The sequence below is a fragment of the Halobacteriovorax marinus SJ genome, assembly GCF_000210915.2.
GTDB classification, from domain to species: domain Bacteria; phylum Bdellovibrionota; class Bacteriovoracia; order Bacteriovoracales; family Bacteriovoracaceae; genus Halobacteriovorax; species Halobacteriovorax marinus.
Genome location: NC_016620.1, coordinates 44665 through 66690, shown reverse-complemented (window position 1 = coordinate 66690; position 22026 = coordinate 44665). Strand labels below are relative to the sequence as shown.

Genomic DNA, 22026 nt, shown 5'->3' with positions numbered 1-22026 from the left:
TTTACCTCATTTTCAATGTTGCAATCGCAAACATTGCAAGAAAAATACTAATAATCCAAAATCTTACTATTACTTTTGGCTCCGGCCATCCCTTTAGCTCAAAGTGATGATGAATAGGTGCCATCTTAAAAATTCTCTTCTTTCTCGTTTTGTAAGAAGTTACTTGTAAAATTACAGAGATCGCCTCAATTACAAAAATTCCACCAATAATGACAAAGAGAACTTCACTTTTGGTTAATACGGCCACAACTCCTAAGTTTCCACCTAGACTAAGTGAGCCTACATCGCCCATAAAAATTTGCGCTGGGTAAGAGTTGTACCACAAAAAGCCCACTCCGGCACCTATTATGGCCGCAGAAATCACCATCAATTCCCCTATATCCTCAACGTAAGGAATAAAAAGGTAAGAGGCTATTTCTTTGTGACCTGCCGCGTAGGCAATAATACCTAAGCTGGCCGCACTTGTTATAATTGGTCCAATCGCAAGGCCATCCAATCCATCCGTAAGATTTACTGCATTACTAGATCCAACAATTACTAAAGCGATAAAAATAATATAGAACCAGCCCATATCTAACACTGGTCCCTTAACGAAAGGTAAGTAGAGGCTTGAATCTATCACGCCTCTCGATATCATAAAGTAGCCTGCAATAAGGGCCGTAGCAAATTGCCACAATAATTTTCCCTTAGCAGAGACACCGTCTGAGTTCTTTTTTGTAAATTTTAAATAATCGTCGATAAAGCCCAGTCCAAAGTAGGAGAGCGTAACCCCTAAAGTTATCAGAACTGGTTCAGACATAAAGTTAGCGCAAAATAGCATCGACAAAACAATTGTTCCCACTATTAAGACTCCACCCATTGTCGGTGTGCCCGCCTTCTTTAAGTGACTCTGTGGTCCATCGTCTCTAACAACCTGACCGAACTGCTTTCTCTTCATAAAATTAATGAAGAACTGTCCCCAGATTATTGAAACAATTGTCGCAATGAGAAATGCTACAAATGTACGAAACGTTATATATCTAAAAATATTAAATGCAGAAATATCCTGACTCAGAGGATATAAAAAATGATAGAGCATAAGTCTTCCATGAAAAGGTGAGTCTAAACTATGTTATATCTATTAGTGACTCAAGTTGTAAAGAGCGGCTGGCCTTAATAAATAATGCGGAGCGCTCTTTAGAGAGCTCAGACCACCGTAAAACAAGGTCTTCTTTTTTCTCAAACATGATTCCAGACGGAAGTCCTTGCATGTAATACTTTGAATAATTCCCAACAAAGATAACGTTCTTGGCTCCTAGGCCATCAAGTTGCCTTGCGATTCTTTCATGCTCATCTTTGGCATAATCACCCAGCTCATTCATATCCCCAAGAACAAAGAGAACATCATCAAGTGGAATTCCCTTTTTCTTCATATTCTCAACAAATGAATTTAGAGATGACTCCATCGATGTTGGATTAGCATTGTAGGCGTCTAAGAAAATCTGCTTACCATTTCTTTCAATCCACTCTGATCTATTTAGAGACGGAATACGGTATTCACTAGCCGCACTTATAAAAGTATCTTTTTTATCTGGAAAAATATTAACGGCTAATAAGTAAGCACTCGCTAAGTTAGAGAGATTATATTTTTCTAAGATATTAACATTTTCAATATTAACATTATTAATAACTATCTTTCCCTCATCATAAGTCACATCAACATCAGAGCTATCACCAAATTTTATTAAAACTTCACTCGGAGATATCTGCGATAAATATTTATCTTCATTATTAACAATGAACTTAGAGCGGTCCGTTTTAAACCTAAGAACATAATCATAGAGAGACTTCTTCTCTTTAAAGATATTCTCTATTCCCCCAAAGAGACCTATATGAGCTGCGCCAACACTTGAGATGATTCCAAATTCCGGCATTGCTATCTCACAGAGATCAGATATTTCCCCAACGTGATTTGCACCCATCTCAACAATCATATATTTGCAACATGTAGGTGCAGAGAGAATTGTTAATGGAACACCAATGTGATTGTTCAGATTACCCTTAGTCGCGTGAACCTCTTTTCCATAAGCAGAGCTTAGTAGAGATGCCAACATCTCTTTTGTTGTCGTCTTTCCATTTGATCCAGTTATTCCAAAAACAAATCCACCATCATTCTTAAATTGTTTTATTCTCTTATTTGCAAGTGACTGTAGCGTAGCAAGAGGTGAGTCGACTCCTATGAATGTCACATCTTGAAATTTTTCAGACAAAGCATTCATTCTTTCTAAGTTCTCATCATTATTTCTAAATACAATATTTTTACACCCCTTCTCAAGAACAGGCTCAATGAAATTAAATCCATCAAAGTTCTCACCACACAAACAAATAAAGAGACCTTCTCCACTATAAGTTCTAGAGTCAGTGGATAACTCAACCTCACTTGATTGAAATAAATCCTCTTCAATAACAAGGTTTAATAAACTTAGATCAAACATTTTTATTCCTATCTATAATCTTCATCACTTCTTCTTTATCAGAAAAGTGATGCTTTATACCCTTAACATCTTGATACTCTTCGTGACCTTTACCAGCAATTAAAACAACTGTTGGACGCGATAAATCTTCAAGAGATTTTTCAATAGCTAACCTTCTATCTTCAATTCGAATATAATCTCTAGAAATTCCTGGAGTAATATCATCTATGATGGAAGAAGGTTCTTCTGTTCTTGGATTATCTGAAGTCACAATGATATTATCAGCATACTTAGAAACGGCCTTTCCCATCAATGGTCGTTTAGATCGATCCCTATCTCCACCACAACCAAAGATCACTCTCAACTCAAACGAAGAGAAATCCTTCTTAATTGTTCCACAAATATTTTCTAGCGCATCAGGTGTGTGTGCATAATCTACAATAACAATATGCTCGTTATACTTTATCGCCTCAAACCGACCAGCAGGAAGAGAGAGTTTACTTAGTAGTTTACGATCAATGCTCTCACCAATTAAAACTTCACAAAGGGCAATCGCAACAGAGAGGTTTGCTTGATTATATGATGCTTTAAAGCCAGCCTCTAAACATTCGTCAAAATATGGCTCTACAATTTTTCTAGAAACATTGTTGTCAGCAAGTAATGCTAGCAGGGACTTCTCACTACTTGGTACGATTAAATTCTTATCATCACTAGACTCTAAAATCTTTAACTTGGCCTTAAAGTATTCCTCGTTAGTTTTGTGATAATCTAAATGATCCTGAGAAAAACTCGTCCATGCGCACGACTTAAGTCTTACTTTATTAAGTCTATTTTGTGCTAGTGCATGAGAGCTTACTTCCATAAATATAAATTTATAGTCATCTTGGTATCGATGTATGATTTTTCGAAGTTCTAAATAACTTGGTGTTGTACTTAAAATATCTTCTTCTAGAATATTCTTTGAGTCCCTCACTCCTATCGTGCCAATAGAAATTGAAGGGTAACCCAGAAGAGTTGCCAATTGCATGGCCAAGTAACTCACAGTTGTTTTTCCATTAGTTCCTGTTATTCCCGCCAACTTAATCTTTAACTTATCGGGGTAAATCTCATTGGCAATAAGATCTTGGGCCCAAAGAAAATCAGATGGGTCAACAACCCAGATATTCACGCCTTCAACATCAACTTTTTTAGTAAGTACTAGATTCTTACATGAACTACTTTTAAGTCTTTTAATAAAGACTTCCTTAGCATCAAGTTGATCTGAAATATTATAGAAGCAAAGTGAGTCTTCTCCCGCCAACTGTAGGTTTGTTGTTGCTTGTTTAATAGAGCAATCCGTAACAGTTTTTTCAAAGAGAAGATTTTCCGAAAGAATTTTAGTTATATCTTTTTTATTCATATTTTGGTGGCTGGTAATAAAGTCTAACAATTGTATCGTTATCAACTTTAACACCGATCTCTGGACTTTGAGAAGAGACTACACCTATACCGTTATGAATAATTTTAAGACCCAATTTTCTCGCTAATTTATTGGCCGATTTCTTATCTAGGCCAGAGAAATTTGGCACTCCACCCTTTATGATTCTGGTAGAACTATGTTTTACCTTTACCGTGTCAAAAGAGTTCTTTGCATTAAACTTTTTCTTAACAGCTACATTTCCAAGATTTCTATCCTTGTAAAGAATATATTGAGCTATTTTCTTAAATACTGGCCCAGCAACAGTTCCGCCGTAATACGACTTACCTTTGGCCGGCTTATCTACATAGACATAAACAGTAAATTTATCTTTTGTTCCAATAGGGAAGCCTAGAAAACCTGGTATATAACCACTATATCCACCAGTATTGTCAGACCTTTGAGCCGTAGAAGTTTTTCCAGCAATTGTAAAATAAGGTATTCTTGCTCGTCCACCAGTTCCATCTTCCACCGCTTGAACAAGCATTTCCTTTAATTCTCTTGATGTTTGAAAATCTATAATCTGCCACTTATCTTCTTCTTTAATTTGAGACTTTTCTCTCTTTAAGATCGTTGGCTTTATATAATATCCACCGTTACTAATTGCCGAGTAAGCCGCCAACATTTGCACACCTGTAGTTGCTACACCCTGACCAAAACTGATATTACTCAGACTAAGCGGGGAGACATTCTCCTCGTCGTTGAAGATTCCTCTAGATTCTCCAGCAAGTTCAATTCCTGTTTTCTCACCAATACTAAACTTCTTTAATGTCTCTTTAAGCTTTGGGTAAGTGAGGTCGAATGCAATCTTAGTCGTACCAACATTAGATGAATGTTGAAGAATTTCTGTAACAGATAGCCATTCAAACTTCTTCTTTGCTTCTGCTTCACTAATAGTATGACCTTCAACTCTTAGCTTCCCGTGTTCACAGTAGTAATTAGTATCTGGTCGAGCGATCTTATGCTCTAGTGCTGATGCAATTGTAAGCGCCTTAAAAGTTGAACCTGGCTCAAATGGATCTGTAATAAAAGCTAGTTTCTTATACTTTGAAGGTGAGCGATGTGGGTAATTAGGGTCAAAGTTTGGGTAATTACCCATGGCCAAGATTTCTCCTGTCTCAGAATTCATCACACCAAATCCGCCTCTGATCGCGCCGAATTCTTCCACTGTGTCTTTGAGAGCTTTCTCTGCAATAGATTGGAGATCTTTATCAATTGAGAGAACCACATCCTGAGCGCCACTCCCTACTTGAGTACTTTCAAATTTGATTGGACGTCCCTTTCTATCAATTACGTACTTTGTAATTTTTGGCTTCCCTCTAAGCTGCTCGTCAAAGGCATACTCAATTCCAGAAAGCCCCACATTATCTATGCCAACAAAGCCAATCGTTTGACTTGATAGTTCGTGGTTTGGATAGAATCTCTTTGCAACAGCTTCAATATGTACACCCTTAAGATCTTTGAGTTGTTGAACCTGCTCAGAAGTTAACTCTATCTTCCTTGCTAAGAATGTGAATTTCTTTCTCTTTTTAATAATTGAGAGAATTTTCTCATAGGTTAGACTAGGGACAATTTTTGAAACTTTCTTATAAGTTGAGTAGTCACCCTTAAGATTCTTAGGAATCGTAAAAATACTGTATGTTTGAACATTAATGGCGAGAGGGTTTCCATTTCTATCGAGAATATTTCCACGCTTTGGATACGTTGTTCTTTCTCTGAAGAATTGTTTCTTCGCTTTAGTGAGTAATATTTCTTTATCTACAACTTGTACGATAAACGCTTTTACAAGGATTGCACTAAAAAGAGCTAGAAATACAAAGAATGAAATTTTAATTTTTGTTTTACTACTTTCCATAATTAAGGAATTACAATCACCTGGTTTTGCTTCGGTTGCTTAAGTTCATATTTCTTCGCAATTGTTCTCAAATTCTTTACTGAGAGAAGTCTTGCTTTCTTCGCCTTAAGCTCTTTGCTTTCAAGAGCAACCTTTTCAATATCTTTATTCATATTTGTTATTTTATAATTGAGCTCAATTCCTTTCATTCTAAAGAGAACAAATAATACTCCTAGAACTGAGAGTGTCAGCATAATCGGAAGTCCTTGAGAGCTTAGAAATATTTTCTTGAATGAATCAGAAACGGAACTCTTAATACTATTCTTTGATCTAGATTTAGATTTTCTTTTCTTTGCAGCCATTGCTGTCTCCTAAGCTTCTTGCTTATTTAAACAACTATATATAAGTGGAACATCATGCCCCTCTATCTATTTTCACCTATTTTTGAAAATTGTGCATACTTATTCTTTGATTTTTTCTCATTTATTTTTGTAATCACTCTAAGTTTAGCACTTCTAGAACGTGGATTTTCTTCTAACTCCCCATGTGATGGGAGGATAGGCTTCTTATTATAAAGTTCATATGGAACATCACTTTGCACAGCGTCTTTAAAGAGATTTTTAACAATTCTATCCTCAAGAGAGTGAAAAGTTATAATTGCGAGCCGACCATTTATCTCAAGTAATTCCAATAGGCCAGGAATCACATTCTCAAGAACATCAAGCTCCTTATTCACTTTAATTCTTAAGGCCTGAAAACATTTTGTCGCCGGATTAATTTTTCCAAACTGTAATTTCTTTGGGTAACAGTCAATTATTATCTTCTCTAGTTGCTTAGTGGTTTCTATAGGGGCACTTTCTCTATGCTCCAAAATACTTTTCACGATCCTATGTGTGAACTTCTCCTCACCATATGTAAAAAATATTTTCTCTAAGTCTTCTTTTGAGTAATTATTAACAATATCTGCTGCTGTTTCTAATTCATCATTATCGACATCCATTCTCATATCGAGAGGAGCATCAAAGCGAAATGAGAAACCTCTATCGCCTTCATCAAAATGATGACTTGAAACACCAAGGTCAGCAACGATTCCATTAAACTTCATTTCAGAATCAGAACTTCTAATAAATTCTGGGAATTGCTCAAAGTTCATATCGTGAAGAAATACACGCTCACTAAGACCTAATTCATTAATATTCTCTTTACCATTCTTGAGTGCATCTGGATCTTGATCAACACTATATACACTTACATTCTTTGCAGACTCAGCTAACGCAAAAGTATGCCCGCCTGCTCCAAATGTCATATCTGCAAACTTTATATTTTGAAGTTGTTCACTGTCTTCCATGAGGATATCCACAACTTCTTTATTTAAAACTGAATAGTGTTTTTTATAGGCCATTACTTTTTCAATACTCTACAAATTTCTATTTGCTCAGGAGTCATCGCTTCCTCAGGTGTCATAATAGCAAAAGTGTTCTCTTTATTTATATCGAACTTATTTGCATTAAGATCATTAAGTGCAAGCTTAATGATACTTTGTGCAGACTCATTATTCTTTTTCATTACTTTTAAAATCTCTTCTACAGAGCAATGCTCCTCTTCTCTCCAACAATCATAGTCTGTAACCATTGCAAGTGTCGCGTAGGCCATCCCAGCCTCTTTAGCAAGATAGGCTTCTGGAACATTTGTCATTCCTATCACTGTTGCACCAAACCCTCGATAAATATGTGATTCTGCTTTAGATGAAAACTGAGGGCCTTCAATACAAATATATGAACCGCCTACATGATGTGGAACATCTGCTCCCGCACAGGCCTTCTCAATAACTTTTTGCAACTTCATATCAATTGGGTATGCCGTTGATACATGGCCAACAATTCCTTCACCAAAGAATGTTCTTCTACGACCACCCTTTGTCCAATCAATGAACTGATCTGGTAAAACCATTGAGCCAGGAGGGCACTCTTCTTTCAAGGAACCAACTGCTGAAACAGAGAGTAAGTACTCGACTCCCATAGATTTTAAAGCATAGATATTTGCACAATAATTTACTTCATGAGGTAAAACACCATGAGTTCTGCCATGACGAGGTAAAAAATAAAATTCTACGCCATTTAATTTTGCTTGAATAACCTTGTCAGAAGGTGTTCCGAAAGGTGTTTCAACCGTATGCTCTTTTATAATTTCAATACCTTCAATATTGTAAACACCACTACCACCAATAATTCCTATTGCTTTTTCGGTCATCACCCCTCCGCGTCATGAGTATTTGACTACTCAAATTGGTTAATGACACAATTCTACTAGACGCACATTCAATTTGGAAGTGGATTTAAACAATGGCACCAGCAGCAGCAGCGAAAGAAACATGTATGAAGTATTTGAAACAATACAAATCATACAAGCAACACACTAAGAATTTCTTAGAAAGCGCTACTCGTACGTCTATTCGTGACTCAATTGAAGCCGTCGAAATTTTCATTAGAGAGCCCAATTTAACGACAATGGGTCATCTCGTAAAGACACTTACAAACTCTGGAACTTGGATTTCTCACTCAACTCTGCGACACCTACATGCGCATATTGATTTCTTTAATAGAAGAAATAATTTTTTAAATGATGAGGGATTCCAAGAGATTATAAATTCAGTTGTTGATAATGATGCTAGTATCCTCTCTAAATATGACGAAGCCTCAATTTTTGAAGCTCTTTACCTAGAGCTAGACTACGCACATAAAAACTCAGAATATCAAACGAACTTAAAGATTCCAAAAATCGACTCAACTCTTGTTTTAATCTCAGGTGTATTTAACGAGATTTTTTCTACTCCTGCTTTTGAAAGAGGAGCAAGACACCTCTTTAAGACAAAAGGAATAAAGTATATTGCCGCCAATGTTAATGGATCAAAGTCATCTAAGCACAATTCTAAACTCTTGGCCGAGCAACTAAAGAGATATAAGGCCGAGAATCCAAATGAAAAATTATGGCTTCTTTGCTTCTCAAAAGGTGGACTAGATACTCTACACTTTCTAAAAAATGAAAGAGAGTGGGCCGAGGAGAATGTTATTGGCGTAAGCACTATTGCCTCTCCAATACTTGGATCAGATCATTTAAAGAAGAAAATCTTTAAAATGATTAATAGTATACATTTCTTCGAAAATACTAAGCTCTACCAATTCTTTGATCAGAAAATTGATATCATGATGAAGGAGTTTCAAAAGTCTCTCTCTAGTGACTACCAATCAAACTGGTTTCAAAGAAATCACGATAAACTACCTTCACTTAAATTTTACTCTGCTATAGGACTTGAATCAGAATGGTATGAAAGTCATATATGGATGGTTTTAACAAAGCTAATTTTTCAAAGTGCAGAAAGTAATGACGGTGTTGTTGATACGAAGAACTCTCAATTCCCAGATTACTTTAAAGGTCTGAACCTAGGTATTCTAAAAGGTCATCACTTGATTGGAACAAGGTCTAGTTTCTACAATCAAGAAGCACTTCTTGAAACTCATCTTGTAATGCTTGATTTCCTCGAGAAGAGTAAGCAGATATAACTTACTCCACTCCACTCTTTAAGTTCATAAGAACTAATTTACTAATATGTTTTAAAGATTCGAAAACGCCATTACCTTGAGTTGCTACCGCTTCAAACTCTTCAAAATTCCATTTATTAAGCTTCTCTGATAAATCTTCGGCACTCATAACATTTGGAAGATCCCTCTTATTCCATTGCATGATAATAGGAATTTGAGACATGTCATAACCTTGCTCAAGGAGATTACTCTCTAAACTTTTCAAACTCTCAATATTTGCATCTAGTCTCTCTACTTGAGAATCTGCAACAAAGACGACTCCGTCGACACCTCTTAAGATAAGTTTACGACTGGCCTCATAGAAAACCTGCCCTGGTACCGTATAAAGATGAAATCTTGTTTTAAAGCCTCTAATCTCGCCAAGATCGAGTGGAAGAAAATCAAAGAAAAGCGTTCTCTCATTTTCGTTATTTAAAGAAATAATTTTTCCCTTCGAATCTCCAGAAGTCTTCTGATATACGTGTTGTATATTTGTTGTTTTACCGCCCAGTCCTGGTCCGTAATACACAATTTTACAGTTAATTTCTTTCGAATGATAATTCACAAAAGACATATCATTTCCTCAATTATTGTATAGTTGCAGCGAAGAGATTATCCATTTCTTCATCTGTAATATTATTAAATAGGTTAGCATTACTCTTATCTTCTTTAATATTAACTAGAGACCAAAACTCTTGTAGTCTCCAACTAAGATCTCTTAGCTTTGCCTTAACCATTCCTGGATTTACTTCATTGAAATAAATTAACCCTAAATAAACTTCTTCTCCACTTAGATCGATAGGGACGATATAAATCCCTTTATCTGAAGTATCGAAGCTAAGTCTATATTCTTCACCAAGACTTGATTCTGGAATAAACGAAGCCATTGCCCTTGCAGCTTGCCAAACCCCTCCCAGTAACGCGCCAACTGAGGCATCATCAAAGTCTGAGTTGAGTTCATTTTTTACATAGAGAGGCACTCCGTCTGATCGACAAAGAAACAAACTACTATTTGTTAATTGAGATAAATCTGCAACTTCACAAAAGAACTCGTGTGCAAGCTTAGGTAAATTTTCTAGAGTAAACAAAACCACTCCCTGGTTTACATTTTCTTTTTATTTTCTAGGGCCTTTGCAATTGTCATTGTATCTAAGTACTCAAGACTTCCACCCATAGGTATTCCGAATCCAATTCGATCTACTTCTACATCTGAAGGTAGGACTTGCTTTATATACGAACAAGTTGCATCACCTTCGACTGAAGGATTAACTGCAAGAATAACATTCTTAACTTCTAACCCTCTTACTCTTTTTACAAATGAATCAATTTTTAATTCATCTGGCCCAACACCCATCAATGGATTTAGAACTCCACCCAAAATATGATAAAGGCCTTCATAATTTCCACTACGCTCAATGGCCAAGCAATCTGTCACATTCTCAACAACACAAACAGACTTACTTTCTTTTCTTTCTGAATTCGAGCATATTTCGCAATAATCTAAATCAGAGTACATTCCACAGTCTACGCATGCCTTTAAGTTTGCAAGATTTTTCATTGCATCTCCAAAGGCATTCAGATCATCAGCAGACCATTTGGCCAAAATAAGAGTTTGCCTAGTGGCCGTCTTATCTCCAACACCTGGAATTTTACTTAATTGATCTATTACGTTTAGTAGTGACTCTGGTAATTCCACAAGAACCCTAGAAAAGACCTGGGATATTTAGACCACCAGTAACCTTACTCATCGCACTGCTAACCATTTCCTGTGATTCTTTTACAGCTTGATTAACTGCTGTTTGAACAAGTTCTTCTAATGTTTCTACATCTGAAGGGTCTACGCACTCAGGATTAATTTTCATTTCAAGAATTTCTTGTTTACCATTAATCTTAATCTTAACCATTCCACCACCAGCAGAAATATCTAACTCTCTAGATTCGAGTTCTTTCTGTAGTGTAGACATTTTTTGCTGCATTACTTGTGCTTGCTTCATTAAATGGTTTAAGTTTTTCGCCATGCTTAGCTCCTAGTTATTTTCATTTTTTGAAATTATTATTTTATCGACTTTAGAGTTAAAGATTGTTTCAGCCTTTCTTATAAAAGGGTTACTTCTAATCTTTTCTCTTTTTTCTTCTTCAATTCTATCTTCTTCTTGTTGTTTCAGTTGGGCCTTAGATTTAAATTCAGAATCTATTGCTTTTTCTTCTTCAACCATTGCCAGTTGTAAATTAACTTTCGTGACATCAACATTGAAGAATTTTGCAACTAGATCTTTTAATTTATCAAAAGACTCCTGCTCTTTTAGATAGTCTAAGAAAACTCTACTCGACTCAGGAAAACCAACTTCAATGGAAACAGAATTATCTGTTAACGATAAAGGTGAGAGAATATTTCCTTGCTCTAAATTTGCTGAAGATGCTGGAGATACTTTAAATAGATAGGCGAGAAAACCATCCCAATCTCTTGGTAGCTCTTCAACAGATTTTTCTTTAAGTATCTCTTCTTTTTTAGAAATTTTATTTTCTAATTCATTGGTTTTTATTTCAACCGTAGGACTATTTTCTAAGGCAGAGCTCATTTTAGAGAACTCTTCTTTGATATCTATTTCCTCAGTTTCTTCTTTTACTTCTTCACCATCTGTTGGTGTTGTCGTAGCGCTTACACTTTCTTCAACAGCTACAGAAACTTCTGCAACAACTTCAATTTCTTTTTCTTCTTGAACTTGAGGCTTATCTTCAATTGATACTGGAGTAGAAGTTTTCTCTTCAGTCTTCTCAGGATTATTTATTTTTTTTTTAGAGTTAGCCGCTTTATTAAAAAAAGAATTTCTAAGAGTTACTTTTTGTAGTGCTATCTCAGTACAGTTTTCAGGGGATAAAGAAGAGAGTGTCCACGATACATCTTTAGAAATACTTTCATAGATCCAAAATATTTCACCAGACTCTAGTTGAGTCGCATCGACTAAAGGCCATCTCTTTTTTAAATTCTCAGGATTATCAATTTGAGAAATGAAGAGATAAAATTCATCCAATAGAGAATGACAAATATTCTTAACTGAAATATTTTCATTTAATAAATTCTTATAAAGACTTACGACTTCATCTCTATTGCCATTTATAATTTTTGAAACGATTTCTATTATCACAGACGTTTTGGCCAAACCAAGAGCAAACGATACACTTTGCTCAGTAACCTTTCCGTCTTCTGAAAAACTTAAAACCTGATCTAAGAGAGACAGAGTATCTCTAACAGAACCCTTTCCTTGAACGCAGATTTGCTTGATGATTTCATCGTTTTCAAATTGAATATTCTCAGACTCAGCAATTTTTTTAACATGGGCCGAAAGATCCGCAACAGCAGCATTTCTAAAATCGAATCGCTGACATCTTGAAAGAACTGTACCGAGTAGTTTTTCAGGCTCTGTTGTTGCTAAAATAAAAATGGCGTGAGCTGGTGGTTCCTCTAACGTTTTTAACAAGGCATTGAATGCACTCGTTGAAAGCATGTGAACTTCATCAATTATATAAATTTTGTAATGACCACTTGTTGGTAGGTATTGAATATTGCCAATTAAATCACGGATATCATCAACACTATTATTTGATGCCCCATCAATCTCTACAACATTCATAGAGCTTGCAGAATCAAAGTCCTGACAACTCTCACAAGTACCGCAAGCGTTGGAATCTTCTAATCTACTTTCGCAGCGAATCGCCTTCGCAAAAATTCTGGCCACAGAAGTCTTACCAATTCCACGAGTTCCCGTAAGAATATAGGCATGCCCCAACTTATTTCGCGATAAGGCATTTTGAAGTGATTTCGTTATGTGGCTTTGACCTATAACATCCTGAAATCTCTTTGGTCTCCATTTTCTTGCAAGAACTTGATAAGACATTAAAACTAATCCATTTGATTAAAAAATTCGTTCTTTAAAGGTAATGAAATTAATGGATTTAGGCAATTAAAAAGGGGGGATTAGAGCTTTAAGTGGCAGCCTACCCCAACGACACATCATACCAAAAGTTACCGTTGCTTCGTTCCCGACCTGGCGGAGTTCACCATGAATACAATTGCCGTGGGTTAGACTACCGCCGCCATCATATTTACTAATAACTCTATTGTCAATTCAGCAATACCAATATTCGCTGTGTCCTTAACGGCTTTAAAGTATTACAAAATGATTTTGCATTCTAAGTAAGTATAGGAGAAATTTTATTTAAACATCATCAAGAAACATTAAGTTTGATTAAGTTTCAACCTCACTTATCCTTAATTTATTCTAATTCTAATATCATGGAGGATATTTTGTTTAAAAAGTTTCAGTTTTTAATAATTGCATGTCTATGTCTTACCAGCACAATGGCCCAAGACCTATCAGATAGAAAGGTAACTGATCTCGTCCTATTCCCTAATCAAGGTGAATTTTTTATGAGCTTTTCGCTCTATTCGGATAAAACCGAATACGACTGGGAATATCTTAGTAGAAACTATTCAAGTTCTGAAATTACATCTTCTGGTTCAAATATAGCTTTTATGTATTCATTAACTGAAATGTTTGCAATTGGACTAGAGCTCAATTACGTAAGCGAAAATAAACAGAAAACTACTTTTGGCCCAGCAACTACTTCAAACGGTCAAACTTACGAGTACAAAAGTGATGGTCTAATGAATCCTACTATTGCCCTCGTTTATAGAGCACTTGATACTCAAACTGACGGGTATGATCTAAATATTTCACTCTCTGTTGCACCAAAGATTGAAGACTCTGAATCGCCGACAACAACTCAAGATGGAAATGTTGCTGAAGGTGCTACTAACTTTTCTGCTGGATTATTGTGGGGAAAAAGAGTTGATGCATTTTCTTGGGCCGCTGGCTTTAGCCTTCAAAGTTATGGAAAGGCAGAATCAAAGGATGTAGATGATGGTGACTTAACAACAGCATCATCCTATAGAACTTTTACTCTTACTGGTAAGCTAAAGTGGGATATTACTGAGAGATTTGACCTATATCTCGGTGGAGAACTTGGTAATACAGGAGACTTTAAAGTAACATATGATGACGGAACATTTATTGAGTATGAGAATGCAAGTTCCGTCTCACTTCAATTTGGAAGTAATATTAAGTTAACAGAGTCTCTATATCTAAACCTTGATTTAATCGCCGCTGGTGTAGGAGATAGGGAAGTTAAGGATGAGACAAATACTATAGTGACTGACACAGAGAGATCTTATGGGAAGTTCTCACTTGGTCTTCTAGCTAACTTCTAATTCATTAAGAGGGGAGTTTTCTCCCCTCCATTTAAGAAGTTATTGAGAGAGAAATGATAAATTATAGCAATGACAGAAAGTTACTAGAGTCATTAGATCTAAGTGGTTTTTTTGTTGGCTGGCCCAATCCTCCTTCAGAAAACGTTTTTAAGAAAATACTAGCTGGCAGTTATAAAGTTGTGCTGGCCTTTGAAGACAAGAAGCTAATTGGCTTCATTAATTCTATTTCAGATGGGATTCTATCTGCATACATTCCACTTTTAGAGGTTCTACCTGAGTACCAGGGCAAAGGGATTGGAAAAGAATTAGTAAAAAATCTTCAAGATGAATTAAAACACCTATACATGGTGGATTTACTTTGTGACGAAGAACTTATTCCTTACTATGAAAAAATCGGAATGATGAAGGCACAGGGTGCTTTCATCAGAAATTATGATAGACAATCTGGTGAATAAATAAGTGGTAAAATTTTTTAATAAAAAATGGCGGAGACTGAGAGCGTAAGCTTTCTGACTGTTAGCAAGCATTAGCGCTGCGTACCTTATTGAATTGAAGTGGTGTTTCCATAAAGATGTAAAATGGCGGAGAACAAGAGATTCGAACTCTCGAAGGGTTGCCCCTTACACGCTTTCCAAGCGTGCGCCTTCGACCACTCGGCCAATTCTCCGCAATTAATCAATATGTTTTAGCAATATATCGGCAAAGTGTCTATTTCATACTATGGTAATCATCCCATAATTTTTGACGACAAGATGAAATAAACTTCAACTCAGACCAGTTGTTTAAATTTTCTAGTAGGTCAGTCTTATTAGTAGGCAAGTCATATACTTTTTGTAAATGATTCCACATTGCTTGAAACCACTTCTTCTTAAAGACTTCTCTTGCGTCTGCTAAGTTATAGTCTCTTCCTCTTATGAAAATATATTGCACTGAGATCTTCTCGTCCAAAGAGCTATTATCATTTGATAGTACTTGAAGGTTTGAAAACTCTTCTCTGCTCTGTGTTTTTATAAGCTCTTTTAAGCGTTGAGGTAAGAAGCACCTACTTTGATATTGATTAATTCCGTTTTGTAAAAGAATGCTATCAATCTCTTGAAAGAGTACTTCTATCACACTTGTTCTATAGTAACCATATAACTCATGAACGCCATCCCAGCTCTTTATTCTAGGAAAGTTACGTTTAAACCAAGGCCCTACTTCATCATTAAGAGTGTTATAAAGATCTCTATCAATTCCAGTCTTTGACTCCTCAATTATTGTATCTAATTCAGCATGTCCTAGTTCATGGAAAATAGTAGCGAGAGAGACTTGGTATGAATAAGGATTCTCTTTTCTCAGTTCACTAATTGTTTTCAACTTCTTAGTTCTTATAGACTGTAGATCTTTATTAAACTTGATAGTATTGAAAATAGGATTATATGATGCTGCTGTGGAGCCTCTGGAAAACTTTCCAAATTTAATTCTTATTTTATCTCCAACTTCAAGAACTCTTGCCGAACTTATTCCCAAGCGATCTTCTAGAGACTTTGAAAAACTCTCTAGTGCAAGAACAGAATTAAAGATTAAGAGACTGCATAACACAATCATAACTTTCATATAGGTCTCCTTATATAAGATAAGGCTATCCTTTAATTTTTAGAATCACTAGGCAGTGTAAGTAAAAGTAATAGATTACTTTTTATATGAAGATCTCTTCTCACGAAAAAACCTTGAAAGGACCTTTGAAGATTCGAAGTGGCCTATCCCACCAACGACACTGAAGTTATGATTAAGACGTTTATCTTTATAAAGATTGTAGTTTAGGCTAATCGCTCCACCTTTTGGATCATAGGCAGCAAAGACGAGTTTATCTACTCTTGCTTGAATCATAGCGCTTAAGCACATTGGACATGGTTCAAGAGTTACGTAAATCGTACACCCCGACAAGCGCCAATCACCTCTTTTTTTACAGGCTTCTCTTATGGCTATAATCTCAGCGTGTCCACAAGGATCATTGCAATGCTCTTTTTCATTATGACATTGACTCAATATATTTCCTGACTCATCAACGATTGCAGCACCGATTGGAACTTCATCAATGGAATAAGCCTTATATGCTTCATCCATCGCAACACTCATAAGCCATTTATATTCACTAAAGTTATGCATTAGACCCTTGTTTTCTATAGCGTGTACTTCTTTTGAAAACTTTTTCATTTACCCAGTAGTTATGAAATTCATCATAGTCTGACTCTAAATATTCATCATTGAAAATGAACTTAACTCCATGTGTACACGGTCGACCAAGAGAGTACCTTCTTCTACTCATTATTTCTACTAAGAAGCTAAACTCCTTAACTCCATTAGAAGCAAAAATCTTAATCTTATCTCCCACTGAAACTTCTTCAAATGAAGCTAAGCAACCAGCGCTTCTTCTTAGGTCTGTAAGACGAGCTTCAAATTCTTTTTCTTCATATGAAAACTTCACTTTTAAATCATCGCGGTATCTAAAGTCATACTCCCACCATGAAACTCTTGGATAATAAATAGGTGATAGTAATATATAGGCCTCAATAGATAGAATTATTCCGGCCACAAGATAGAGATAGAAAAGCTGTAGATCACTTTGGCTCATAATAATATGGTAGAGCTTATAAACAATTAGAGATGCCGTAGCGAATGAAAACGTCCAAAAAGAATAATAGAGATCTGTTAGTGTCTTGAAGTAAAGTTTATAAAAGATACCTAAACCAATTAAACTAAACAATGTCCAAAAAATCTTAACATTTAAAAATCCTTCCACAATGAAGGCAAGAGTGAGTATTGAAAAGTGTCCCCATTGCAATAGGTTCACTCGGTCAATATCTTGTCTAATCTTTAAATTTGAAATATCGATCATTACCAATTCCTTACAGCGCTTAAAGTAATATTATCTTAATTTTTGAGCTCTTTACCAAGTATAAGACTTATTTTCCGATATAATTAAGGTCAGGAGATTCACTATGTTCATTCTTCAATACCCAATCAAAATAGTCTTAGTAGATGACGATCAAGATGCTCTCAATCTTATGAGTTCCTTTTTAAAAGATAATGAGCACTTTGATGTATTAAGCTTTAGCTCTCCCAAGAAAGCTCTTTCTTTTATGACCGAGAATGAAGTTCATATTGCTGTCATTGATATAAATATGAAGGAGATGTACGGTGATAGATTACTCGATGCTATTATTAAACTTGAAAGTGGCACTCAGGTTATCATAACCACAGCTTCTGACAATCTCATCAACTTTACCGCTTGCTATCGTCTAAGAGCAAACGGTTTTATTTTCAAGCCTCTAAAAAAAGATAGCTTCATAAAAGTAATTGAAAACTCCCATAAGAACCTTATCAATTGGAGTCAAGTCTTTGAGGAAATGATGATGAGAAAGCACAGCGCCTAATGGGCTACACCTGAAGCTCTCGATCAATTGGAGTCTCTAAACATATAAATGACTCTGTTGATCTTATCTCTTCAATGGCCTGCAACTTCTTTACTAGGAAATTATGAAAATGATCAATATCTTTTGTGACGACCTTAACAAAGAGTGCGTAATTTCCTGTCGTATATAGAGATTGTACAACTTCTGGAAACTTTTCTAACTTTTTCACCACCTTAGAAACAACCTTAGCGTTCACAAGGTGAATCCCAAGCAAAACCTCTACGCCGTAGCCTAACTTTTTATGATCAATTGTAATCTTACTTCCAGTAATCACTCCCTTTTCTTTTAATTTTTCAATTCTTTGATGAATTGTTCCGCCTGCAACTTGGCACTTTCTTGCGATATCGAGAAATGGCTTCCTTGCATCCCTTTGGAGTTCTTCAATAATTCTTCGATCAAGGCTATCAATTTGATATTTTTCCATAATATTTACACCTGGTTTTTGTCATATTCTCAAATGAGAAGGCTAGTTTTTAAATAATTATCAGCAAATAGTATTCTGTATTGATAATTTCTCACATAATTATATCATAAACCGATAAATCATCACAGAAGGAGTCATTATGTGTGGTTTTATGGCATTTAAGAGTAAGAAGTTGAGTAAATTAGAAGAGCAAAGCTTTCATAAGATAACTTATCGCGGTCCTGATGACTCGAGAATAGAAGAAGTGGCCCAAGGAGTTTTCTTGGCCTTTCACAGACTTGCAATTATGGACCTCTCTACTGATGGAATGCAGCCCTTTAAAAATAGTCAAGGTGATGCTCTCGTATGTAATGGTGAGATTTATAACCATCAACAAATTAGAGATACTCTTTTGTCGTCGGAACCACTTCATTCAAAATCAGATTGCGAGGTGATACTCCCTCTTTATAAGAAGTTTGGAATTGAGAAGCTATGTAAGAACTTAGATGGTGAATTTGCCTTTGTTATCTGGGATCAGAAAGAGAAAAGTTTTTTGGCGGCTAGAGATCAAATTGGAATACGACCACTATTCTATGGTAAGAGATTAGATGATCATTCGATGGCCTTCGCTTCAGAAGTTAAGGCCCTTCAAGATTACTGTTTTGATATTAAGCCATTTCCACCTGGCCACTATTTCGATGGAGAGCAATTTATCTCTTTTGATTCCACTCATAAAGTTGAACAAGATTTTTCAATTGACCAAAAGACTGCCTTGCAAGGAATTAAACAGTTATTAGAGCAAGCAGTTATAAAGAGATTAGACTCTGATGCTCCTGTTGGATTTCTACTTAGTGGTGGTTTAGATAGTAGCTTGGTTTGTTCAATCGCTGCAAAGAACTCATCAAAGAGAATTAAGACTTTTGCTGTTGGTATTAAAGAAGATCCTATCGATGCAAAGTATGCAAAGCAAGTTGCAGACTACATAGGATCTGAGCACACTGAATACCTCTTTTCTAAAAGTGACCTCCTAGAAACTCTTGATCACCTTATCTATAGACTAGAGAGTTTTGATATCACAACTATCAGGGCCTCACTTGGAATGGATCTCATTTGTCGATATATTAAGGAAACTACTGACATAAAGGTTTTAATGACAGGTGAATGTAGCGACGAGATGTTTGGATATAAATATACTGACTTTGCACCTTCGCCAGAGGAGTTTCAAAAAGAAGCATCTAAGAGAATGGAGGAGCTCTATATCTATGATGTATTGAGAGCTGATCGTTGCATTAGTTCGAACTCCCTTGAAGCGAGAGTTCCCTTTAGTGACAAAGCATTTGTTAAATTTGTAATGAGTATTCCTGCTAAATTAAAAATGAATACCACTGGGCATGGAAAGTACCTTTTACGTGCAGCCTTTGAGGCCGGGGACTATCTTCCTCACGACATACTTTATAGACAGAAAGCTGCTTTCAGTGATGCCGTTGGACACTCCAGCGTCGATTATCTAAAGACATTGTCCGAATTAACTATTAGTGATGAAGAATTCTCTACAGCAAGTGAGCTCTACCCACATTGTACTCCAAGCTCTAAAGAAGCATTTCTTTATAGGAGAATTTTTGAGAAGCATTACCCAGGTAAGTCGTACCTTATTAAGGCAATTTGGCTTCCAAATCAAGAATGGGATAACTGTAAAGTCACTGACCCAAGTGCGAGGGCCTTACCGAATTATGGAAAAAGTGGATTATAATTTAAGAAATGGCGCACCCTGAGAGATTCGAACTCCCGACCTTCTGATCCGTAGTCAGACGCTCTATCCAGCTGAGCCAAGGGTGCGCATGAATGCTTAAATTAGCGGTATTACAGCCATGTTGTCAAGCAATCAAAAGTAATAAATTCATACTATTATGAGTCCTTTTCAGAGAATTCAGCTCTAAATAACACCTTTTTATATTATAATATTTTTAATGAGACTTATAATATCAAAAGCTTAAGTCGTGAAAAAAAATGAACCTTTTGACCTCTTCAATCGTCTAAGGTTTATAGCATCGAAAAGCTATCAACTTATGGAGCAAGATATGAAATCAATTTTAGGACTAACACTTACTGCACTTCTAATCTCGACGCCGGCTCTGGCCAAGAAACCAATGAATATTGAAGAGAGGCAAACGGCCTGCAAAGATAAGTCAGCAGGGGATAGTTGTACTTTTCAAGGTAAAAAGGGTGAGAAGTCTGGAACTTGTAAAGAAGGTCGTAGAGACAAGTCTAAACTTATTTGCCTTGGCGAGAGAAAGGGTAAGGGGTTTGGATTTTTAAAAGAGCTTAACTTATCTAAAGAGCAGTTTTCAAAGCTTAAAGAGCATAAGCAAAGTGAAAAAGTGAAAAGAGAAGAGCGCAAGGCCCTAAGAGAGAAGATAAAGAATTTAAGAGAAGATATTAAGAAGGGATTCATTGGAAATATCTCAGACGACAAAATGATGTCGATGCATAAGGAAGTGAGCTCAACGAGAGCAAAACTAGAAGAGATGAGATTTTCAAAGATGATTGCGATGAAAAATATTTTGAATGAAGAGCAAAGAAAGAAGTTCATTGAGCTTGAAGACAAGAGACGTGAGAAGTTTAAGAAAAAGAAAAAGCATCATAAGAAAGACTAATTAGGCTGGAGCTTGTTTTGATTAAAACTCTAAAGAGCATATTCACACCTCTCTCATTTTCTTGCGAAGAAGAGAAGAGAGAGGTCTTTAATCAGATCTATTTAGAGAACCAAGAGTTTATACGTACAACTATTTACTGGATGGTTAGAAATCAAAACATAGATGACATCGTACAGGAAACCTTTCTCAAGGCCTGGAATAAGCTGGATACCTTTAACAATAAGTCTTCTTATAAAACATGGCTCTACCGAATTGCTATGAATACCACTTACGACTCTCTCAAGAAACACAAAGAACAAAGTAGTGATGAAATCGAAGCTTCTATAAATCCTGATAACACATTAAAAGATTTAATAACTAAAGGATTATTAAAGCTCAAAGCAAAACATAGAGAAGTTTTTATTCTTTATTACAAACTTGAATATACAAATACTGAAATTGCAAAACTTCTAGGCATTAGCGAAGGAACTGTTAAATCTAGAGTGCACTATGCCAAAGAGGACTTCACTAAATTTTTAAAAGAGAACGGAGTCGACCATGACCAATGAGAAAATTAAAGAACTCCTTAACAGAGACAACAGTACACCACAAGCACCATTGAACGAGCTTAACAATATTCATCGTAGAATTAATGAGAAGCCTGTAAGTTTAATAGAGCGTTTAGGAATAAAACAAGTTGCCCTAGTCCTCTCTCTTTTAATTGTCATTACTATCAGTAAAACAGGACTAGACTCAATGAGTACTCCAAAACTTACGGAGCAAGAGCAAGTTGATCTTATTGAGTATATGCTAGAGGATGCTTACCTAAGTAACGGTGAGAGTTCTTATGCATGGGTTGAGAATAATAACTAATATTATTATAGATAGACTCAGAAATTCTAAAGCGAATGAAGTTGTTAATAATTGTTTTGATTTAAAAAAGAT

Annotated in this window: 24 protein-coding genes, 2 tRNA genes and 1 other RNA gene; 8 read left to right on the top strand and 19 right to left on the bottom strand. The window is 35.9% G+C overall.

Annotated features, from left to right (window positions below; all coding sequences use genetic code 11):
- Window position 1: 1 nt before the first annotated feature.
- From mraY to mtnP, 7 genes are all read right to left on the bottom strand, one after another.
- Entirely contained in the window at window positions 2-1078 is a 1077-nt protein-coding gene (mraY, locus tag BMS_RS00330; RefSeq protein ID WP_014242792.1) for a phospho-N-acetylmuramoyl-pentapeptide-transferase, read from the bottom strand.
- Window positions 1079-1106: 28 nt separating this feature from the next.
- Window positions 1107-2474, bottom strand: a complete 1368-nt coding sequence (locus BMS_RS00325; protein ID WP_014242791.1) for a UDP-N-acetylmuramoyl-tripeptide--D-alanyl-D-alanine ligase — start codon at window positions 2472-2474, stop codon at window positions 1107-1109.
- Window positions 2467-3852 (bottom strand): UDP-N-acetylmuramoyl-L-alanyl-D-glutamate--2,6-diaminopimelate ligase, encoded by a 1386-nt coding sequence (locus tag BMS_RS00320; protein ID WP_014242790.1) that lies wholly within the window; start codon window positions 3850-3852, stop codon window positions 2467-2469. Before BMS_RS00320 ends, BMS_RS00325 begins: the two co-directional genes overlap by 8 nt.
- Window positions 3845-5764 (bottom strand): penicillin-binding transpeptidase domain-containing protein, encoded by a 1920-nt coding sequence (locus BMS_RS00315; protein ID WP_014242789.1) that lies wholly within the window; start codon window positions 5762-5764, stop codon window positions 3845-3847. The genes BMS_RS00320 and BMS_RS00315 overlap by 8 nt, the downstream gene beginning before the upstream one ends.
- 2 nt (window positions 5765-5766) lie before the next feature.
- Entirely contained in the window at window positions 5767-6105 is a 339-nt protein-coding gene (locus tag BMS_RS00310; RefSeq protein ID WP_014242788.1) for a hypothetical protein, read from the bottom strand.
- A gap of 62 nt (window positions 6106-6167) precedes the next feature.
- Window positions 6168-7145, bottom strand: a complete 978-nt coding sequence (rsmH, locus tag BMS_RS00305; RefSeq protein WP_014242787.1) for a 16S rRNA (cytosine(1402)-N(4))-methyltransferase RsmH — start codon at window positions 7143-7145, stop codon at window positions 6168-6170.
- The gene (mtnP, locus tag BMS_RS00300; protein WP_014242786.1) at window positions 7145-7993 is read right to left on the bottom strand and encodes an S-methyl-5'-thioadenosine phosphorylase; all 849 of its coding nucleotides are present in this window, start codon (window positions 7991-7993) and stop codon (window positions 7145-7147) included. The genes rsmH and mtnP overlap by 1 nt, the downstream gene beginning before the upstream one ends.
- Before the next feature lie 92 nt (window positions 7994-8085).
- Here mtnP and BMS_RS00295 point away from each other — a divergent pair, with 92 nt between their 5' ends.
- A complete protein-coding gene (locus BMS_RS00295; protein ID WP_014242785.1) occupies window positions 8086-9303 on the top strand; it encodes a lipase family protein in 1218 nt (405 codons plus the stop codon).
- A gap of 1 nt (window position 9304) precedes the next feature.
- Here the strand turns inward: BMS_RS00295 and BMS_RS00290 are convergent, their stop codons facing one another.
- The 6 genes from BMS_RS00290 to ffs all read right to left on the bottom strand — a co-directional run bounded on the left by BMS_RS00290 (window position 9305) and on the right by ffs (window position 13409).
- Window positions 9305-9895, bottom strand: coding sequence for a GTP-binding protein (locus BMS_RS00290; RefSeq protein ID WP_014242784.1), 591 nt, complete (start codon window positions 9893-9895; stop codon window positions 9305-9307).
- Window positions 9896-9908: 13 nt separating this feature from the next.
- A complete protein-coding gene (locus BMS_RS00285; protein ID WP_044557130.1) occupies window positions 9909-10409 on the bottom strand; it encodes a roadblock/LC7 domain-containing protein in 501 nt (166 codons plus the stop codon).
- A gap of 14 nt (window positions 10410-10423) precedes the next feature.
- Window positions 10424-11017 carry a recombination mediator RecR gene (gene recR / locus BMS_RS00280; RefSeq protein WP_014242782.1) on the bottom strand — a complete coding sequence of 198 codons (594 nt, stop codon included), beginning with the start codon at window positions 11015-11017 and terminating at the stop codon, window positions 10424-10426.
- 7 nt (window positions 11018-11024) lie between these two features.
- Window positions 11025-11339, bottom strand: a complete 315-nt coding sequence (locus tag BMS_RS00275) for a YbaB/EbfC family nucleoid-associated protein (protein ID WP_044557129.1) — start codon at window positions 11337-11339, stop codon at window positions 11025-11027.
- 9 nt (window positions 11340-11348) lie between these two features.
- Window positions 11349-13217 carry a DNA polymerase III subunit gamma/tau gene (gene dnaX / locus BMS_RS16525; protein ID WP_014242781.1) on the bottom strand — a complete coding sequence of 623 codons (1869 nt, stop codon included), beginning with the start codon at window positions 13215-13217 and terminating at the stop codon, window positions 11349-11351.
- 93 nt (window positions 13218-13310) lie between these two features.
- An RNA gene (gene ffs / locus BMS_RS17290) (signal recognition particle sRNA small type) lies at window positions 13311-13409 on the bottom strand.
- Window positions 13410-13627: 218 nt separating this feature from the next.
- Here ffs and BMS_RS00265 point away from each other — a divergent pair.
- The gene (locus BMS_RS00265; RefSeq protein ID WP_044557128.1) at window positions 13628-14590 is read left to right on the top strand and encodes a hypothetical protein; all 963 of its coding nucleotides are present in this window, start codon (window positions 13628-13630) and stop codon (window positions 14588-14590) included.
- A 53-nt stretch (window positions 14591-14643) separates the two neighbouring features.
- Window positions 14644-15045, top strand: coding sequence for a GNAT family N-acetyltransferase (locus BMS_RS00260; RefSeq protein WP_014242779.1), 402 nt, complete (start codon window positions 14644-14646; stop codon window positions 15043-15045).
- Window positions 15046-15169: 124 nt separating this feature from the next.
- Here the strand turns inward: BMS_RS00260 and BMS_RS00255 are convergent.
- The 4 genes from BMS_RS00255 to BMS_RS00240 form a co-directional block, all read right to left on the bottom strand.
- Window positions 15170-15257 (bottom strand) — tRNA-Ser (locus tag BMS_RS00255).
- A 41-nt stretch (window positions 15258-15298) separates the two neighbouring features.
- A complete protein-coding gene (locus BMS_RS00250) occupies window positions 15299-16186 on the bottom strand; it encodes a hypothetical protein (RefSeq protein ID WP_014242778.1) in 888 nt (295 codons plus the stop codon).
- 75 nt (window positions 16187-16261) lie between these two features.
- A complete protein-coding gene (locus BMS_RS00245; protein ID WP_014242777.1) occupies window positions 16262-16738 on the bottom strand; it encodes a nucleoside deaminase in 477 nt (158 codons plus the stop codon).
- A complete protein-coding gene (locus BMS_RS00240; RefSeq protein WP_014242776.1) occupies window positions 16731-17468 on the bottom strand; it encodes a hypothetical protein in 738 nt (245 codons plus the stop codon). The genes BMS_RS00245 and BMS_RS00240 overlap by 8 nt, the downstream gene beginning before the upstream one ends.
- Window positions 17469-17571: 103 nt before the next feature.
- Between BMS_RS00240 and BMS_RS00235 the strand changes: the two genes are divergently transcribed.
- Window positions 17572-18006: a response regulator gene (locus tag BMS_RS00235; protein ID WP_014242775.1), complete on the top strand. Its 435-nt coding sequence runs from the start codon at window positions 17572-17574 to the stop codon at window positions 18004-18006.
- Between the two features lie 4 nt (window positions 18007-18010).
- On the opposite strand, the gene BMS_RS00230 is transcribed toward BMS_RS00235, so the two are convergent.
- A complete protein-coding gene (locus BMS_RS00230; protein ID WP_014242774.1) occupies window positions 18011-18469 on the bottom strand; it encodes an Lrp/AsnC ligand binding domain-containing protein in 459 nt (152 codons plus the stop codon).
- A gap of 139 nt (window positions 18470-18608) precedes the next feature.
- On the opposite strand from BMS_RS00230, the gene asnB reads away from it, so the two are divergent.
- Window positions 18609-20198, top strand: coding sequence for an asparagine synthase B (gene asnB, locus BMS_RS00225; protein ID WP_014242773.1), 1590 nt, complete (start codon window positions 18609-18611; stop codon window positions 20196-20198).
- 9 nt (window positions 20199-20207) lie between these two features.
- On the opposite strand, the gene BMS_RS00220 is transcribed toward asnB, so the two are convergent.
- Window positions 20208-20284, bottom strand: a tRNA-Arg gene (locus tag BMS_RS00220).
- 242 nt (window positions 20285-20526) lie between these two features.
- On the opposite strand from BMS_RS00220, the gene BMS_RS00215 reads away from it, so the two are divergent.
- The 3 genes from BMS_RS00215 to BMS_RS00205 are packed head-to-tail and all read left to right on the top strand — an operon-like array spanning window position 20527 to window position 21954.
- Window positions 20527-21102, top strand: a complete 576-nt coding sequence (locus BMS_RS00215; protein WP_044557127.1) for a Spy/CpxP family protein refolding chaperone — start codon at window positions 20527-20529, stop codon at window positions 21100-21102.
- 17 nt (window positions 21103-21119) lie between these two features.
- Window positions 21120-21650: an RNA polymerase sigma factor gene (locus BMS_RS16520; protein ID WP_014242771.1), complete on the top strand. Its 531-nt coding sequence runs from the start codon at window positions 21120-21122 to the stop codon at window positions 21648-21650.
- On the top strand, window positions 21640-21954 hold the full coding sequence (locus BMS_RS00205) for a hypothetical protein (protein ID WP_014242770.1): 315 nt from the start codon (window positions 21640-21642) through the stop codon (window positions 21952-21954). Before BMS_RS16520 ends, BMS_RS00205 begins: the two co-directional genes overlap by 11 nt.
- Window positions 21955-22026 lie beyond the last annotated feature (72 nt).

What these genes read in the sequence shown, in the direction of transcription:
- BMS_RS00290 (WP_014242784.1), bottom strand. Translation starts at nt 9,895, where the DNA reads ATGTCTTTTGTGAATTATCATTCGAAAGAAATTAACTGTAAAATTGTG.
- BMS_RS00315 (WP_014242789.1), bottom strand. Translation starts at nt 5,764, where the DNA reads ATGGAAAGTAGTAAAACAAAAATTAAAATTTCATTCTTTGTATTTCTA.
- BMS_RS00240 (WP_014242776.1), bottom strand. Translation starts at nt 17,468, where the DNA reads ATGATCGATATTTCAAATTTAAAGATTAGACAAGATATTGACCGAGTG.
- mraY (WP_014242792.1), bottom strand. Translation starts at nt 1,078, where the DNA reads ATGCTCTATCATTTTTTATATCCTCTGAGTCAGGATATTTCTGCATTT.
- dnaX (WP_014242781.1), bottom strand. Translation starts at nt 13,217, where the DNA reads ATGTCTTATCAAGTTCTTGCAAGAAAATGGAGACCAAAGAGATTTCAG.
- BMS_RS00250 (WP_014242778.1), bottom strand. Translation starts at nt 16,186, where the DNA reads ATGAAAGTTATGATTGTGTTATGCAGTCTCTTAATCTTTAATTCTGTT.
- asnB (WP_014242773.1), top strand. Translation starts at nt 18,609, where the DNA reads ATGTGTGGTTTTATGGCATTTAAGAGTAAGAAGTTGAGTAAATTAGAA.
- rsmH (WP_014242787.1), bottom strand. Translation starts at nt 7,145, where the DNA reads ATGGCCTATAAAAAACACTATTCAGTTTTAAATAAAGAAGTTGTGGAT.
- BMS_RS00295 (WP_014242785.1), top strand. Translation starts at nt 8,086, where the DNA reads ATGGCACCAGCAGCAGCAGCGAAAGAAACATGTATGAAGTATTTGAAA.
- BMS_RS00230 (WP_014242774.1), bottom strand. Translation starts at nt 18,469, where the DNA reads ATGGAAAAATATCAAATTGATAGCCTTGATCGAAGAATTATTGAAGAA.
- BMS_RS00260 (WP_014242779.1), top strand. Translation starts at nt 14,644, where the DNA reads ATGATAAATTATAGCAATGACAGAAAGTTACTAGAGTCATTAGATCTA.
- BMS_RS00205 (WP_014242770.1), top strand. Translation starts at nt 21,640, where the DNA reads ATGACCAATGAGAAAATTAAAGAACTCCTTAACAGAGACAACAGTACA.
- BMS_RS00325 (WP_014242791.1), bottom strand. Translation starts at nt 2,474, where the DNA reads ATGTTTGATCTAAGTTTATTAAACCTTGTTATTGAAGAGGATTTATTT.
- BMS_RS00310 (WP_014242788.1), bottom strand. Translation starts at nt 6,105, where the DNA reads ATGGCTGCAAAGAAAAGAAAATCTAAATCTAGATCAAAGAATAGTATT.
- mtnP (WP_014242786.1), bottom strand. Translation starts at nt 7,993, where the DNA reads ATGACCGAAAAAGCAATAGGAATTATTGGTGGTAGTGGTGTTTACAAT.
- BMS_RS00320 (WP_014242790.1), bottom strand. Translation starts at nt 3,852, where the DNA reads ATGAATAAAAAAGATATAACTAAAATTCTTTCGGAAAATCTTCTCTTT.
- BMS_RS00235 (WP_014242775.1), top strand. Translation starts at nt 17,572, where the DNA reads ATGTTCATTCTTCAATACCCAATCAAAATAGTCTTAGTAGATGACGAT.
- BMS_RS00275 (WP_044557129.1), bottom strand. Translation starts at nt 11,339, where the DNA reads ATGGCGAAAAACTTAAACCATTTAATGAAGCAAGCACAAGTAATGCAG.
- BMS_RS00245 (WP_014242777.1), bottom strand. Translation starts at nt 16,738, where the DNA reads ATGCATAACTTTAGTGAATATAAATGGCTTATGAGTGTTGCGATGGAT.
- BMS_RS00215 (WP_044557127.1), top strand. Translation starts at nt 20,527, where the DNA reads ATGAAATCAATTTTAGGACTAACACTTACTGCACTTCTAATCTCGACG.